Source organism: Mycolicibacterium lacusdiani (genome assembly GCF_021916785.1).
In the GTDB taxonomy this organism is placed as follows: Bacteria; Actinomycetota; Actinomycetes; order Mycobacteriales; family Mycobacteriaceae; genus Mycobacterium; species Mycobacterium lacusdiani.
The window spans coordinates 79,629-93,801 of record NZ_JAKCFC010000008.1; the positions used below are offsets into that span (position 1 = coordinate 79,629).

Consider the following 14,173-nt stretch of genomic DNA (forward strand, 5'->3'; position numbering starts at 1 on the left):
CTCCTGCCCGCCGGACTACTTTGGGTCCCGTGGCCCTGCAACTCCGTGCCGATCCCATCGCACTGACCGCCGCGCTGGTGGACATCCCCAGCGAGTCGCGGCACGAGCAGCGCATCGCCGACGAGATCGAGGCCGCGCTGCGCGACCAGGCACCGGGCTACGAAGTGATCCGCAACGGCGACGCCGTGCTCGCCCGCACCAACCTCGGCAGGCCCTCGCGGGTGCTGCTGGCCGGGCACACCGACACCGTCCCCGCCGCCGACAACGTGCCCAGCCGGCTCGACGGCGACCTGCTGTACGGGTGCGGCACGTCGGACATGAAGTCCGGCGACGCAGTCTTCCTGCACCTCGCCGCGACGATCGCCGAGCCCGCCCACGACATCACGCTCGTCATGTACGACTGCGAGGAGATCGAGTCCTCGGCCAATGGGCTGGGCCGCATCGAGCGCGAACTGCCCGACTGGTTGCAGGCCGACGTCGCGATCCTCGGCGAGCCGTCCGGCGGCTTCATCGAGGCAGGCTGCCAAGGCACGATCCGCGTCGTCGTCCGCGCGTCGGGAACCCGGGCGCACTCGGCGCGATCGTGGCTGGGCGACAACGCCATTCACAAACTCGGTGACGTCATGACCAGGCTGTCGTCGTACGAGGCCCGCAACGTCGACATCGACGGCTGCACCTACCGCGAGGGACTGTCCGCCGTCCGCGTCGACGGTGGCATCGCAGGCAATGTCATCCCCGACGCAGCGTCGCTGACCGTCAACTTCCGCTTCGCTCCCGACTGCACCGTCGACGACGCGGTCGGCCACGTGCACGACGTGTTCGCCGGGCTCGACGTCGACCTCGAACTCACCGACTCCGCTGCGGGCGCGCTTCCAGGATTGACCAAGCCGGCCGCCGCAGCGCTCGTGGCTGCCGCCGGCGGTCAGGTTCGGGCCAAGTACGGATGGACGGACGTGGCGCGCTTCGCCGCACTCGGGATTCCGGCCGTCAACTACGGCCCCGGCGACCCGAACCTCGCGCACCGTTCCGACGAGAACGTCGACACTGCGCAGATCACGGCGGCCACCGACATGCTGAGGAAATATCTGCTTGCGTGACATCGCTACCCTGTACGGGTAAGCGCCGTCGAGTCAGAGGTGGGCCGCAATCGTGCTGGGAGACGACATCTCCGGGTGATCCCGGAGTACGTCATGCGTCGCTGATCCCTGCCCTGCCGAAGGGCCGCACGAAAGACCCCCGACTTGTCTCCCATCGTCGTATCCAATCTGTCCTTTTCCTGGCCCGACGACACCGTGGTGTTCTCCGGCCTGTCGTTCACCGTGCCCGAGGGTCGCACCGGGCTCGTCGCCCCCAACGGCGCGGGCAAGAGCACGCTGCTGCGGCTCATCGCAGGCGAGCACCGCCCTCTCGGCGGCACCATCGCCGTCGATGGCACGCTCGGCTATCTGCCGCAGACCCTGCCGTTCGAGGGTCGTCTCACCGTCGCCGAGGTGCTCGGTGTGCAGGCTGCCATCGACGCCCTCGACGCGCTGGCCGCCGGAGACTCCTCGGAGTCGGTGTTCACCGCGATCGGCGACGACTGGGACGTCGAGGAGCGTTCACGTGCGCAACTCGCTCGTCTCGGACTCGGGCACGTCGCCCTCGATCGCAAACTGTCGACGCTCAGTGGCGGCGAAGTAGTCTCGGTGGGGCTGGCCGCACGCCTGTTGGCGCGCCCCGACGTGCTGCTGCTCGACGAGCCGACCAACAACCTCGATCACGCGGCGCGGCAGCGACTGTACGACGCACTCGACGCCTTCGGCGGCACGCTGCTCATCGTGAGCCACGACCGCGTACTGCTCGACCGGATGGACCGCATCGCCGAACTTCGCGATGACGAAATCCATTACTACGGAGGCAACTTCACTGCCTACACCGAGGCAATCGAAGCAGCCCAGTCCTCGGCCGAGGCGGACGTGCGCAATGCCGAACAGCTACTCAAACGCGAGAAGCGGCAGATGCAACAGGCCCGCGAACGCGCAGCGCGGCGTTCGGGCACCGCGGCGCGCAACGTCAAGGACGCCGGGCTGCCGAAGATCGTTGCGGGCAAGCTCAAGCGGGACGCACAGGAGTCGGCGGCCCGGGCCGACGACGTGCACGCCAAGCGCGTCGACGACGCACGGCACCGGCTCGACGACGCCGAACGGGCGATCCGCGACGACGACAGCCTGGCCCTGGACCTCCCGGACACCGAAGTCCCGGCGGGGCGAACCCTGCTCACCGTGCGTGGCGTGGACGTCAATTGGTCCGGGCGAAACATGTTCGGCGACAACGGTGTCGACCTCGACGTTCGCGGACCGGAGCGCATCGCGCTGACCGGACCGAACGGTGCGGGTAAGTCGACGCTGTTGCGCGTCATCAACGGAGACCTCGAACCCGAACGGGGTGCGGTGCACCGAGCCGACGGCCGAGTCGCCTACCTGTCGCAACGATTGGACGTGTTGCAGCCGCAGCAGACCGTCGCCGAGAGTTTGGCCGAGTTCGCGCCCACGTTGGATCACACCCGGCGCATGCACCTGCTGGCACGCTTCCTGTTTCGTGGCGAGCGCATCTACCTGCCGGTGTCGGCGCTGTCGGGCGGTGAGCGGCTGAGGGCCACGCTGCTGTGCGTGCTCTATGCCGAACCCGCTCCGCAGCTGCTTCTATTGGACGAGCCGACGAATAATCTGGACCTCGTCAGCGTCGCGCAACTCGAGTCGGCGCTGAACTCCTACCGCGGCGCGATGATCGTCGTCAGCCACGACGAACGCTTCATCGACGCGATCGGCATCGACCGCCGGCTCGAACTGGTCGACGGTCGGCTCACGCCGGGACGGTGACTACTGCGGCCGGGTCTGGGCCGGTTCGGCCTTCTGGTCGGGAACGGCCCCGACGGGCGGGCGGCCCGCGCCCGCGCCGTCGCCGGTCGTCGGGGCCGCGTCGGGAACCGCGCCGGTAGATGGTCGACCCGGTGCGGCGCCGTCCCTCTCGCGGTCCTCGTGCCGCTCGTCGTCTCGCTCTTCGTCCGAGTTCTTCTCGGGCACGGCGCCGGTCGGTGGTTTGTCGCCCAACAGTCCGGCACCGCCAGCTGCGGCGCCGGCCGCGCCACCCGCCGCGCCGGTGGCCGACTGCACGATGCCCTGCACGCCCTGCATCACCTGCTGGGGGAGTTGAGACAGGCCTTGGGCGAGGCCCGTCACGGCCTGACCGACCGACGACGCGGCTTGGCCCACCTGCGACCCGATCTGGCTCACCATCTGACCCGCCATGTCGCCGCCGCCAGCGGGGCCCGGCGCCGCAGCGGGAGCCGCACCGCTGGCCGCCGCACCGGGAGCGCCACCGCCGCCTGGCGCGCCACCACCCTGGCTCGCCATGGTCTCGGCTGCGGCCTTGAGCTTGTCGGCGCTTGCCATGTCGCCCTTGACGTACAACGCCTGCGCCTGCTTGAGCAGGTCGGCGATGGTCTCGCTGGAACTCTTGGTCGCGCCGATGGTTCCGGTGCGGCTCTGCAGGACTCCGTCGAGGGCGTTGTTGACGCTGGACGCGATGTTGCCGAAGGACTGTGCGACCTCCGCGGCCCGCGGCGCGCCCGCGCCCGTCAGCTGCGACAGGCCGCCGGCCACCTCGGCATGGATCTCCGAGAGCGGCGAGAGGCCGGTGTCGTCGAGGTAGAACTGGCCCGACATGTGATCCTCCCCGTGCTGCAGTCGTCGCTGGCTACTGATTCTATGGGCGTTTGGTGGGGGAGGTGGTCGCTATTTCGCCTCAGCCGGACGCCGCGGGCCAGCCGGGTATGGGATCCCCGTGCGGTGGCGGCGCCTTGTGAAAGCCCGTGGCCATGGCGCGTCGGGTGGCAGCATCGTCGGGCATGGCTGCCTCGCATTGCTCGCGGAGTTCTGGGGTTTCCACGTCTTCGCCTTGACCTGATGGACCCCACAATTCCCCTTGCGAGATTCCGGTTATGAACCAGTTCCCGAAGACGTCGTCGACCGGTGCGGGCAGCGGCCCCATCTGAGGCTGTGGAAGTGCGGACGGCGGAGTTGCGGCTCGTGGTTCCCTATCACTCAACTCGATGCGCCACACCTGTACGGCGTCCCTACCACCGGCTCGGAGTTCTCCGGTTGATTCATCGGCTGCCGTCGACACGAACTTCTTCGGGTCGTTTACTGGGTTCTGGTACACCGAGTAAGCCCCAAGGCAGAGAGTCGCGCGGTAGTGGTCACCTAGCGGCTCGAGGCCAAGGACGTGGGTTGGCTGGTACCCGTAAACCTGACGTTCGACGTACTTCCATCCGTTCGCCTCGTACTGCGCACGTGTCTTCGGGCGAACGAATTGCAGTTGAAAGAGGTCGCCTGGACCGGAGACGGGCTGATTCTCAGGGGTTGCATGCATGAAGCCGGGGTAGACCACTGAGGGGTCTCCACCGGCGAAGGCGGCCAGTCGCATCGACTCAAGGTAGGCCCGAAGCGGAACAGCGGGACCACCCGTGAGGTCGATTCCGGGTGCGGCAGACCAGTGAAACCGAAACTCGTTCGCTTCAGCTGGATAGTTGGAGAACAGCGGCTCCGGCAAGCTGGACGGTGTCGGTGTCGGTGTCGGCATCGCGTCTTCGCCTCTGCCCTCGCACGCCGTGAGGGTCACGGCAACGACAGAGAGCAGCAGCGCGCCCACCCGGCGCCTAACCGATGACATCGCGGTACGCCCGATCGTAGTCTCCGAGCGGGTTGCTCAACACGCCATCGAGGCGGTCGAAGTAGTTGGTTAGTGCGGACCCGTAGAGCGTCCAATCTCTACTGCTTGCGTTCTCCTTGGGAATGTCCAACGACGCGTCCCCGTGCAGAAACGGTCGTAGCCGGGCCCAGTCTGCCGGGTCGCCGATACCGTTCTGCATGAAAACGGAAGCCAGCGCTGACTGCATGGCCAGCGAACTCCCGACGGGAGGGTCACCTGGCTGGTAATCGGGCGGCGGCTGCCCCACGATCGCCTCCTTGAGGAGTGCGGAGTTGATGGTAAGTGCATCGCCTGCTACCGGCACGGTTCCGATGACGTCCTTCACGAGGTCATAGTTGGCAGCTAGTCGCGCCTGCGCCTCCACCTTCGCCGTGGCGGCGTCGTGCTGGGTGTCCGAGATGGAGAGGAAGGCGCCGTGATCAGTGATCCCCTTCAGGCGACCGGCAGCTTCCATCGCGTTCGCGTCCGAGAACTGTCCATTGCTGGTGATGACGGAGTTCGCATACTCGTTGATGAATGCCTGCTGAACTGCGATCGATCGGGTATCCATCGATGTAGCTGCGACCGGGTCGGTGCCAAGCACCCCAAAGACATTGGTTGCGCTTGGATAGGACTGGTCTAGCGAGGTGTCGACCATGTTCCAACCCAAAGTGCCGTCGATGTTGCGCCCCGCCATCTCATCTACGTACGGAGACATGGCATTCGCGAGGCTCTGCGTCAGCTCCGGATTCATCTGTCCCAGCGACATGTTCGGCTGAGACCCGGTGGTGTTGTTCAGGAGGGTGTCCTTGTTGGCGGGGTCACCGAGGTAATCCGCTATGGCGCTAGCGGTTTGGCCGGCGCGCTCGTTCACGGCGGGATCCGACGAGTATGCGTCCCGCGAGATCCAATCCGTCAGCGTGCTTGCAGAATCACCGTTGTCCTGCCACTCATGGGTCATCACGTCCTGCAGGAAGTCCTTGTCGGACGTAAGCATGTCGTGGTTGACCACGGTGTCACGTCCCGCCGTGTCGAAGACCCGCTCGACGACCTCGTCACCCCAGTGCTCCTGGTTCGTGCCGTCTGGCGACTCCTGCGCGGCGAGCCATTCCTTCGCGTTCGACATCATTTCGCGGTCTAGCGCCGTGCCCTGCTGGAAGCGTTGGTCGCCGTCGCCGACGATGTCCGCAAGGTTCTTCATGTTGTCGGCCGCGCGCTGACGTTCTGCTCCCTCGTAGTCCGTCTGTGTGCCCGGATACCCGGCGGAAGGATTCGGTGGCCCGTTGAAGTCACCTCGTTCATTCAAGACCTCTTGAACTCCGGCCGGCAGGGCTCCGGTGTCGCCCGGCAGCACCCCATCGTTCGGAAGAGGGCCGCCGGGAGTCGACGGCACGACCTGGGTGCCGCCCTTGTCGTGCCGCGGGTACTCGACATTCGGATTGCTCATCACCTGCATGGCATTCGTGAGCACGCCCCGCTCTTCACCGAGCCGGTCGCGCGCCGCATTCACATCAGCCATAGACATGTCTGACATTTGCGCCTGCATCTGTCCGACGAGTTCCGCCTGCACCGGATCGAGGGGGTGATCCTTGGCGTTGGGACCCAATTGCTGATCATCGATGCCCTGGAGGATTTCATCTGCCTTGGCCGCTGCCTGTTGGTCTCCTTCGAGTGTCTTGCGTGCCAGCTCCTCCATGTCCTCCGGCTTGAGCTCCTCGCTGCCTTCACCGTCGACCTTCTGGGGGTCTTCCTCGCCGTCCTTCTCGCCCGGCTCCTGGCCCTCGTTGAGCGCTTGCCATCCCTTGTTGATGTCGCCGATCTCGCCACCGATGCGCGCAAGATCTGCGTTCGACTTGGTCACTATTTCCGTCACCTGTCCAAGCCCGTTCTTGACGATGGGCACCAGCATCTGTTCGCGCGTCTTGCCCTGCGGGACCGTCGCCGCGGCGTCGTACACCCATTGCCGGACGGTGTCGAGGTTCTGCCGCCCGGTCTGGACGATCTGTGCCGATTCGGTGATCTTGGTGTTCAGTCGCTGGTCGAGCAAGGCCATCTCGCCGAACAGTTGCCCGTGCTTGGTGTTCTTCGCGTCGTAAGCGCTTGCCGCGCTGCCGGTCCAGTTCGACCCTGGGGCCGCCGACTCGACGGTGGTCTGCATCTGCCGCAGTTGACCGCTTTGGTCAAACCGCTCGCCGGTCTGAGGGGCACCCTCACCGAATGTCTCGCGGGCCTTCGACCAGGTCGAATCAAACCCGTCGAGCACACCCATCGCACACCCCCGGCCACCAGAAATTCTCAGCAACCAATCTTAAGGCTGGTGGCGACCCGAATAACGCACCAAACCATGGCGCGCTACTAGTCTCCAACCCATGTGGTCGAGCTTCGCTGGGATCGCACTGATTGCGTTCATCGTCCTTGCCGTGGTGGCCATCGTGACCGTGTTCATCCGCAACTCACGTGCGAAGGGCTTTCCGACGGTGGAGTCGTCGAGTCACTACGAGCAAGCCAGGGGCGCAATGCCGCCGATGCCGAGACCCGAGTGGGCTGACGACGTCGAGCAGGGCGCGCCGAACACCGACTACCGCTGACCCACCGCCTCCGCCTGCCTCGCCGCGTCGGCCGCAACCCCGTTCATGCCGATACCCGCGAACGCCGCAGAGGCGGCCGACAACCCGGACTCGTCGCGGGCGGTCAGCGCCCGGCCGTAATCCAGCGCCAGCTGGCCCACCACGCAGTCGACCTCCAGACGGGCGATGCCGTCGCAGGCTCGAACGTCGCCCAGCCGCACCGCATCCAGGAGCGCCCGCAGCGCGACGGCCGACTGCCCACCCCGCTCGGCAGCACGGGCGGCTTCGCGAGCCGCGTCGATCGCGCCGTGCACGTCTCGGCGCGCGGCTGCGGTCCAGGCCTTCGCCAGTGACAGTTCCGGTGCGAAGAGCATCGACTTCAGGCCGTGGCGCGCCTCGGCCCGTGCGAGCATCCGGCCGGCGTCGGCGGTCCTGCCGAGCTGACCGAGGCCGTACGCCAACGACATCCAGGAGAGCGGCCCCCACGAGTAGCCCGTCGGGGCCAATGTCGCGGCAGCGCCCTCCAGCAGGCTCACGGCACCGTCGGCATCGCCGCGCCACAGCAGGACGTCGGCCACCAGCACGTCGCCGATCGCGCGACTGGGCCCCGGATCGGCGGAGCGGACCAACCCGTCGGCCAGCTCCTGCGCCCGATCCAGGTCGCCCTCGAGGACCGCCGCCGTCGTCTGCCCGAACGCGCCCGTGAACCGCAGCAGTCCGGGGTGACCGGCGGCGACGGCGCGCATCGCCAGGTCGTCGACGTCGTCGAACGACCCCATCCGCGCGTGGCACAGCGCCGCCGCGGCGGCCGCCCAGCCGACGGCCTGATCGTCGGCGTCGGGGGAGGCCAGCACCCGGCCCGAGATCTCCATCGCCCGCGCCGGGCTGCCGGCATTCATCGCGAACGTGCCCAGCAGGGCGTCGATCGTCGCACCGGCAGGTGCGGTCGCAACGCGCGCGCGGGTGGCGCGCAGGAACGCCGTCGCCCGCTCCGGCTCGTCGAGCATCCAGAATTGGTTGGCCGCCCGCGGCAGAGCCCACGACAGCAGGTCGGTTTCGCTCAGCGTGGACGGATCCACCTCGGCGAGCACGGCATCGGCGTCACGTCCGCGACCCTGCCACGCCAACGCCTGCGCCAGGATGAGTCGGGCGGACAGCGGGTTTCCGTCGGCGAGGGCAGCCCGGCCAAGCTCCTCGGCCGAGTCCAGATCGCCCCGGTCCAACGCGTCGGATGCCACGGCGATTCGATCGACCACGGCCGAAGTGTAGGACCGGCCGGCGACCCGCCGTGGCCGTTCACCACCGTTGCCCCGGCCGGTAGGTTGCTCTCGTGGCCGACCACTCGAAGACCTGGGCCGTCTGCGTCTACTGCGCGTCCGGACCCCGACACCCCGAACTGATCGCGCTGGCCAACACTGTCGGCACCGGCATCGCGACCCGCGGCTGGTCCCTGGTCTCCGGCGGCGGCAATGTCTCGGCGATGGGCGCGGTCGCCGACTCGGCACGGGCCAACGGCGGGCACACCATCGGAGTCATCCCCAAGGCGCTCGTCCACCGCGAGGTGGCCGACGTCAACGCCGACGAACTCGTCGTCACCGACACGATGCGGGAACGCAAGCAGGTGATGGAGGACCGCGCCGATGCGTTCATCGTGCTGCCCGGCGGCATCGGAACGCTCGAGGAATTCTTCGAGGCGTGGACGGCCGGCTATCTCGGCATGCACGACAAGCCGCTCGTGATGCTCGATCCCTTTGGCCACTACGACGGCCTGATGGTCTGGCTACGAGGCCTCGCCGACACCGGGTACGTCGGCCCGCGGGCGCTCGATCGGCTCATCGTGGTCGCCGACGTCGAGGAGGCGCTGGCCGCGTGCGCACCGGCCGCGTGATAACCGTCACCCCATCGCTAGGGTGATCCCATGAGCGACCAGAAATCGAACACTCGCAGCAACGTCGGCCTGCTCGACATCGCCCCCCACCTCCCGGGGCTGCTGATGGATACGCCGGCCATCGTGCGTGGCGCAGTCACCGGGTTCCTGGCGCGGCCGTCGGCGAAGACGTCCATCGGCAAGGTGTTCCAGGACCGTGCCGCCAAGTACGGCGACAACGTCTTCATCCGCTTCGGCGACGAGTCGATCACCTACCGCCAGGCCAACGAGACGGTGAACCGCTACGCCGCGGTGCTGGCCTCGCGCGGCGTCGGGCACGGCGACGTCGTCGGCGTGATGCTGCGCAACTCACCGCAGTCGGTGCTGATCATGCTGGCCGCCGTGAAGTGTGGCGCCGTCGCCGGGATGCTCAACTACCACCAGCGTGGCAAGGTCCTCGCGCACAGCTTCGGCCTGCTCGACGCCCGCGCCGTGGTCGCCGAGACGGATCTGATCGAGCCCATCACCGAATGCGGCGCGGAGCCCAACGGACTGATGACCGTCGACGACCTGCTACAGCTCGCCACCACCGCGCCGACGACCAACCCCGCCGCGACCGCCGCCGTGCAAGCCAAGGACAAGGCGTTCTACATCTTCACCTCCGGCACCACGGGCATGCCGAAGGCCAGCGTGATGACCCACTACCGCTGGCTGCGCGCGCTCGCCGGCTTCGGTGGCCTTGGCATGCGGCTGACGAGTGACGACACGCTCTACTGCTGCCTGCCGCTCTATCACAACAACGCGTTGACGGTGGCGACGTCGTCGGTGCTCAACGCCGGTGCGACGCTCGCGCTCGGCAAGTCGTTCTCTGCGTCGAAGTTCTGGGACGAAGTAATCCATTACGACGCAACGGCTTTCGTGTACATCGGCGAGATCTGCACCTACCTGCTCAACCAGCCGCCCAAGCCCACCGACCGCAAGCACCGCGTCCGGGTGATCGCGGGCAACGGTCTGCGCCCTGCCATCTGGGACGACTTCACCAAGCGCTTCGGCATCAAGCGGGTGTGCGAGTTCTACGCCGCCAGCGAGGGCAACACCGCGTTCCTCAACGTCTTCAACATCGACAAGACGACCGGCATCTGCCCGTCCCCGATCGCGTTCGTCGAGTACGACGGCGAGTCCGGCGAACCGCTGCGCGACGACAACGGGCGGGTGAAGAAGGTCAAGTCCGGCCAGCCCGGTCTGCTGCTCTCCAAGGTCAGCAACTTCCAGCCGTTCGACGGGTACACCGACAAGGACGCGACCGAGAAGAAGCTGATCCGCAACGCGTTCAAGGACGGCGACGTCTGGTTCAACACCGGTGACCTCATGCGGTCGCAGGGGTTCGGACACGCGGCGTTCACCGACCGCCTCGGCGACACCTTCCGGTGGAAGGGCGAGAACGTCGCGACCACCGAGGTGGAGGCCGCCGTCTCCCTCGACCCGCAGATCGAGGAGGCCACGGTCTTCGGCGTCGAGGTGCCCGGCGCGGGTGGCCGCGCGGGCATGGTCGCGATCCAGCTCAAGGACGGCGAGGAGTTCGACGGCAAGGCTCTCGCCAAGGCCGCCTACGAACACCTGCCCGGCTACGCCATTCCGCTGTTCGTCCGCGTCGTCTCCGAACTCGCGCACACCTCGACGTTCAAGAGCCAGAAGGTCGACCTGCGCAAGGAGGGCTACGGCGGCAACTCCGGTGAGGGCGACGAGGACGCCGGCGAGATCGAGGATCCGATCTACGTCCTGGCCGGCCGCGAAGAGGGCTACGTCGAGTACTACGACGACTTCGTCCAGGAAATCGTCGACGGAAAGCGTCCGAAGAACTAGTCGTCTCTGGCGCCGAACTGGAGAGTCACGTCGTGAATCGCCCGCGCGGGCGACGTGACTCTCCAGTTCGGCGAGAGCACCCCCGGGGAGAGCCCCACGACGAGCGAGGTCCTGCCTCACTAGCCAGTGGCTAGCCTGGAAGCGTGCAGTACACCTCGACGGGCACGTTCCTGGGACGCCCCGTCGCGGGCGACCGGGCGATGATCATGGCGATCGTCAACCGGACCCCCGACTCCTTCTACGACCGCGGCGCCAACTTCACCGACGAGGCAGCCATGGCCGCCGTCCACCGCGTCATCGCCGAGGGCGCCGACGTCATCGACGTGGGGGGCGTCAAGGCCGGGCCCGGCGAGACCGTCGACGTCGAGGCCGAGGTGGCTCGCGTCGTGCCGTTCATCGAGTGGCTGCGCGGCGAGTATCCGGACCAACTGATCAGTGTCGACACCTGGCGCGCGGCGGTGGCCAAGCAGGCTTGCGCGGCGGGTGCGGACATCATCAACGACACCTGGGGCGGGGTCGACCCGGGCCTGGCCGAGGTGGCCGCGGAGTTCGGCGCCGGCCTGGTCTGCTCCCACACCGGGGGAGCGGTTCCGCGCACCAGGCCGTTCCGGGTGAACTACGGGATCAGCGAACGCGGCGTAGTCGACGACGTCATCGCCGAGGTGACCGCGGCCGCCGAACGGGCCGTCGCCGCCGGTGTCGCGCGGGACGCCGTGCTCATCGATCCGACCCACGATTTCGGCAAGAACACTCATCACGGTCTTACTTTGTTGCGGCACGTGGAAGACCTTGTAAAAACTGGATGGCCTGTCCTGATGGCGCTGAGCAACAAGGATTTCGTCGGGGAGACTCTGGGCGTGGGATTGACCGAACGCCTGGAGGGCACCCTCGCGGCAACCGCGCTCGCAGCGAACGCGGGTGCCGCGATGTTCCGGGTACACGAGGTCGGTTCCACTCGACGCGTACTGGAGATGGTGGCGTCGATTCGAGGCGTGCGTACACCGGCGCGGACCGTAAGGGGACTGGCATGAGCTTGACACCTGATCTCACCGATGCCGTCGCGGGTCACCGCTGGCTGTCCGATCACAGCTGGAGCCGACCGACGTGGACGGTGAGCGAGCTGGAGGCCGCCAAGCGCGGCCGCACGATCTCGGTCGTCCTGCCCGCACTCAACGAGGAGGAGACGGTCGCTTCGGTGATCGACACCATCAGCCCGCTGCTGGGCGGCCTCGTCGACGAGCTGATCGTGCTGGACTCCGGGTCCACCGACGAGACCGAGATTCGCGCGATCGCCGCCGGTGCTCGCGTCATCAGCCGCGAGACGGCGCTTCCCGAGGTCGCGCCGCAGCCCGGCAAGGGCGAGGTGCTGTGGCGCTCCCTGGCCGCGACGACCGGCGACATCGTGGCGTTCGTCGACTCCGACCTGATCGACCCCGACCCCATGTTCGTGCCCAAGCTGCTCGGCCCGCTACTGACCACCGACGGCGTGCACCTGGTCAAGGGCTTCTACCGCAGGCCGCTGAAGGTGAGCGGCAGCGAGGACGCCAACGGCGGCGGACGCGTCACCGAACTCGTCGCCCGCCCCCTGCTGGCCGCGCTGCGCCCGGAACTCACCTGCCTGCTGCAGCCCCTCGGCGGGGAGTACGCAGGCACCCGTGAGTTGCTGACGTCGCTGCCGTTCGCGCCGGGCTACGGCGTGGAGATCGGCTTGCTCGTCGACGCCTACGACCGGCTGGGACTCGACGCCATCGCCCAGGTCAACCTCGGTGTGCGGACGCACCGCAACCGACCGCTGACCGAGCTGGCCGCGATGAGCCGACAGGTGATCGCCACGCTGCTGACCAAGTGCGGCGTCCCCGACTCGGGCGTCGGACTCACGCAGTTCTTCGCCGACGGGAATGACTTCGGCTCCCGCACGTCGACGGTGTCACTCGTCGACCGGCCGCCGATGAACACGCTGCGCCCCTGAAACCCGACCCGGGGTCACGCCCGCGTCGGACGACTCAGGCACTATCGATGCCGTGACGCTGATCCTCCTGTATCTGGTCGTCCTGATCCTGGTGGCCGTCGTGCTGTTCGGGCTCGGCACCGTGCTGTTCGGCCGCGGCGAGCGCCTGCCGCCGCTACCCCGTGACACCACGGCCACCGTGCTGCCCGCATCGGGCGTGACGGGTGCGGACGTCGAGGCCGTCAAGTTCACCCAGGCGCTGCGCGGATACAAGACCAGCGAGGTCGACTGGGTGCTCGACCGGCTGGGCCAGGAACTCGACCTCGTGCGCGGAGAACTCGACGCGGTCCGCGCAGCACACGGCATCGGCAGCCCGCAGGACGGCTTCGAGTCCGACGTGCCCGACGCTGAGGAGCTAGACGAGGCCGACGACCTCGCTGCCGACTCCGACGCGGGCGTGCACGCCGCACACGCACGCGGCGAGCACGCCGTCGACGAGCGATGAACGCACCGGCCACCGAGGACGGCCTCACCCGCTGCGGCTGGGCCGACTTCTCCGGGCCACGGTGGTCCCTGCCGGACTCGCAGCTGTACCGCGCCTATCACGACACGGAGTGGGGCGTTCCGCTGGACGGCACCCGCGACCTCTTCGAGCGCATGTCGCTCGAGGCCTTCCAGAGCGGGCTGTCGTGGCTGATCATCCTGCGCAAGCGGGAGAACTTCCGCGTGGCGTTCGACGGCTTCGACCCCGAACGGGTCGCGTCCTACACCGAGGTGGACGTCGAGCGGCTGATGGCCGACCCGGGCATCGTGCGCAACCGGGCCAAGGTGGTGGCGACCATTGCCAATGCCAAGGCGGTCGCCGAGCTGGCGAGCCAGGGCGTCGACCTCGGCGAGCTGCTGTGGTCGTTCGCGCCGTCGCCGCGCCCACGCCCCGCGACCATGGCCGAAGTACCCGCCGTGACGCCCGAGTCCACGGCCATGGCAAGGGAACTCAAGCGGCGCGGCTTCAAGTTCGTCGGCCCTACCACGGCGTACGCACTCATGCAGGCGACCGGCATGGTGGACGATCACCTGGCATCCTGTTTCGTGCGGAAGGACGCGTGAATGAAGCGTCCAGCCGCCGCGCGAAGGCGCTTCGCCGGGTCTTTGCACACTGAACGGCCGGAATAGGGAACAATGTAGGAAGTTCAGTTGCAG

The 14,173-nt window shown here is 67.7% G+C and carries 12 protein-coding genes and 1 pseudogene; 9 read left to right on the forward strand and 4 right to left on the reverse strand.

Going from position 1 to position 14,173, the window contains the following annotated elements:
* Window positions 1-29: 29 nt before the first annotated feature.
* On the forward strand, window positions 30-1,097 hold the full coding sequence (dapE, locus tag LOK44_RS21920; RefSeq protein ID WP_237572210.1) for a succinyl-diaminopimelate desuccinylase: 1,068 nt from the start codon (window positions 30-32) through the stop codon (window positions 1,095-1,097).
* Between the two features lie 144 nt (window positions 1,098-1,241).
* Window positions 1,242-2,858, forward strand: coding sequence for an ABC-F family ATP-binding cassette domain-containing protein (locus LOK44_RS21925; protein WP_237572211.1), 1,617 nt, complete (start codon window positions 1,242-1,244; stop codon window positions 2,856-2,858).
* Here LOK44_RS21925 and LOK44_RS21930 read toward each other — a convergent pair whose 3' ends face one another.
* The 3 genes from LOK44_RS21930 to LOK44_RS21940 form a co-directional block, all read right to left on the reverse strand.
* Window positions 2,859-3,704, reverse strand: coding sequence for a type VII secretion target (locus tag LOK44_RS21930; protein WP_237572212.1), 846 nt, complete (start codon window positions 3,702-3,704; stop codon window positions 2,859-2,861).
* A 79-nt stretch (window positions 3,705-3,783) separates the two neighbouring features.
* Window positions 3,784-4,689 carry a hypothetical protein gene (locus tag LOK44_RS21935; RefSeq protein ID WP_237572213.1) on the reverse strand — a complete coding sequence of 302 codons (906 nt, stop codon included), beginning with the start codon at window positions 4,687-4,689 and terminating at the stop codon, window positions 3,784-3,786.
* Window positions 4,690-4,696: 7 nt separating this feature from the next.
* On the reverse strand, window positions 4,697-6,997 hold the full coding sequence (locus LOK44_RS21940) for a TPR repeat domain-containing protein (protein ID WP_237572214.1): 2,301 nt from the start codon (window positions 6,995-6,997) through the stop codon (window positions 4,697-4,699).
* Window positions 6,998-7,097: 100 nt separating this feature from the next.
* Here LOK44_RS21940 and LOK44_RS21945 point away from each other — a divergent pair, with 100 nt between their 5' ends.
* Window positions 7,098-7,316, forward strand: a complete 219-nt coding sequence (locus LOK44_RS21945; protein WP_237572215.1) for a hypothetical protein — start codon at window positions 7,098-7,100, stop codon at window positions 7,314-7,316.
* On the opposite strand, the pseudogene LOK44_RS21950 reads toward LOK44_RS21945, so the two are convergent.
* Window positions 7,307-8,536: pseudogene (locus tag LOK44_RS21950) on the reverse strand (tetratricopeptide repeat protein); the annotation flags it as partial. The gene LOK44_RS21945 and the pseudogene LOK44_RS21950 sit on opposite strands and share 10 nt — an antisense overlap.
* Before the next feature lie 89 nt (window positions 8,537-8,625).
* Here LOK44_RS21950 and log point away from each other — a divergent pair.
* The 6 genes from log (at window position 8,626) to LOK44_RS21980 (ending at window position 14,080) form a co-directional block, all read left to right on the forward strand.
* The gene (gene log / locus LOK44_RS21955; protein ID WP_237572216.1) at window positions 8,626-9,183 is read left to right on the forward strand and encodes a cytokinin riboside 5'-monophosphate phosphoribohydrolase; all 558 of its coding nucleotides are present in this window, start codon (window positions 8,626-8,628) and stop codon (window positions 9,181-9,183) included.
* A gap of 30 nt (window positions 9,184-9,213) precedes the next feature.
* Window positions 9,214-11,025, forward strand: a complete 1,812-nt coding sequence (fadD6, locus tag LOK44_RS21960; RefSeq protein ID WP_237572217.1) for a long-chain-acyl-CoA synthetase FadD6 — start codon at window positions 9,214-9,216, stop codon at window positions 11,023-11,025.
* Window positions 11,026-11,225: 200 nt separating this feature from the next.
* On the forward strand, window positions 11,226-12,056 hold the full coding sequence (gene folP, locus LOK44_RS21965) for a dihydropteroate synthase (RefSeq protein WP_237572355.1): 831 nt from the start codon (window positions 11,226-11,228) through the stop codon (window positions 12,054-12,056).
* Window positions 12,053-12,994: a glucosyl-3-phosphoglycerate synthase gene (locus tag LOK44_RS21970; protein WP_237572218.1), complete on the forward strand. Its 942-nt coding sequence runs from the start codon at window positions 12,053-12,055 to the stop codon at window positions 12,992-12,994. The genes folP and LOK44_RS21970 overlap by 4 nt, the downstream gene beginning before the upstream one ends.
* A 52-nt stretch (window positions 12,995-13,046) precedes the next feature.
* Window positions 13,047-13,478: a DivIVA domain-containing protein gene (locus LOK44_RS21975; RefSeq protein WP_237572219.1), complete on the forward strand. Its 432-nt coding sequence runs from the start codon at window positions 13,047-13,049 to the stop codon at window positions 13,476-13,478.
* A complete protein-coding gene (locus tag LOK44_RS21980; RefSeq protein WP_237572220.1) occupies window positions 13,475-14,080 on the forward strand; it encodes a DNA-3-methyladenine glycosylase I in 606 nt (201 codons plus the stop codon). Before LOK44_RS21975 ends, LOK44_RS21980 begins: the two co-directional genes overlap by 4 nt.
* Window positions 14,081-14,173: the final 93 nt, after the last annotated feature.

What these genes read in the sequence shown, in the direction of transcription:
- LOK44_RS21930 (WP_237572212.1), bottom strand. Translation starts at nt 3,704, where the DNA reads ATGTCGGGCCAGTTCTACCTCGACGACACCGGCCTCTCGCCGCTCTCG.
- LOK44_RS21940 (WP_237572214.1), bottom strand. Translation starts at nt 6,997, where the DNA reads ATGGGTGTGCTCGACGGGTTTGATTCGACCTGGTCGAAGGCCCGCGAG.
- LOK44_RS21945 (WP_237572215.1), top strand. Translation starts at nt 7,098, where the DNA reads ATGTGGTCGAGCTTCGCTGGGATCGCACTGATTGCGTTCATCGTCCTT.
- fadD6 (WP_237572217.1), top strand. Translation starts at nt 9,214, where the DNA reads ATGAGCGACCAGAAATCGAACACTCGCAGCAACGTCGGCCTGCTCGAC.
- folP (WP_237572355.1), top strand. Translation starts at nt 11,226, where the DNA reads ATGATCATGGCGATCGTCAACCGGACCCCCGACTCCTTCTACGACCGC.
- LOK44_RS21970 (WP_237572218.1), top strand. Translation starts at nt 12,053, where the DNA reads ATGAGCTTGACACCTGATCTCACCGATGCCGTCGCGGGTCACCGCTGG.
- LOK44_RS21980 (WP_237572220.1), top strand. Translation starts at nt 13,475, where the DNA reads ATGAACGCACCGGCCACCGAGGACGGCCTCACCCGCTGCGGCTGGGCC.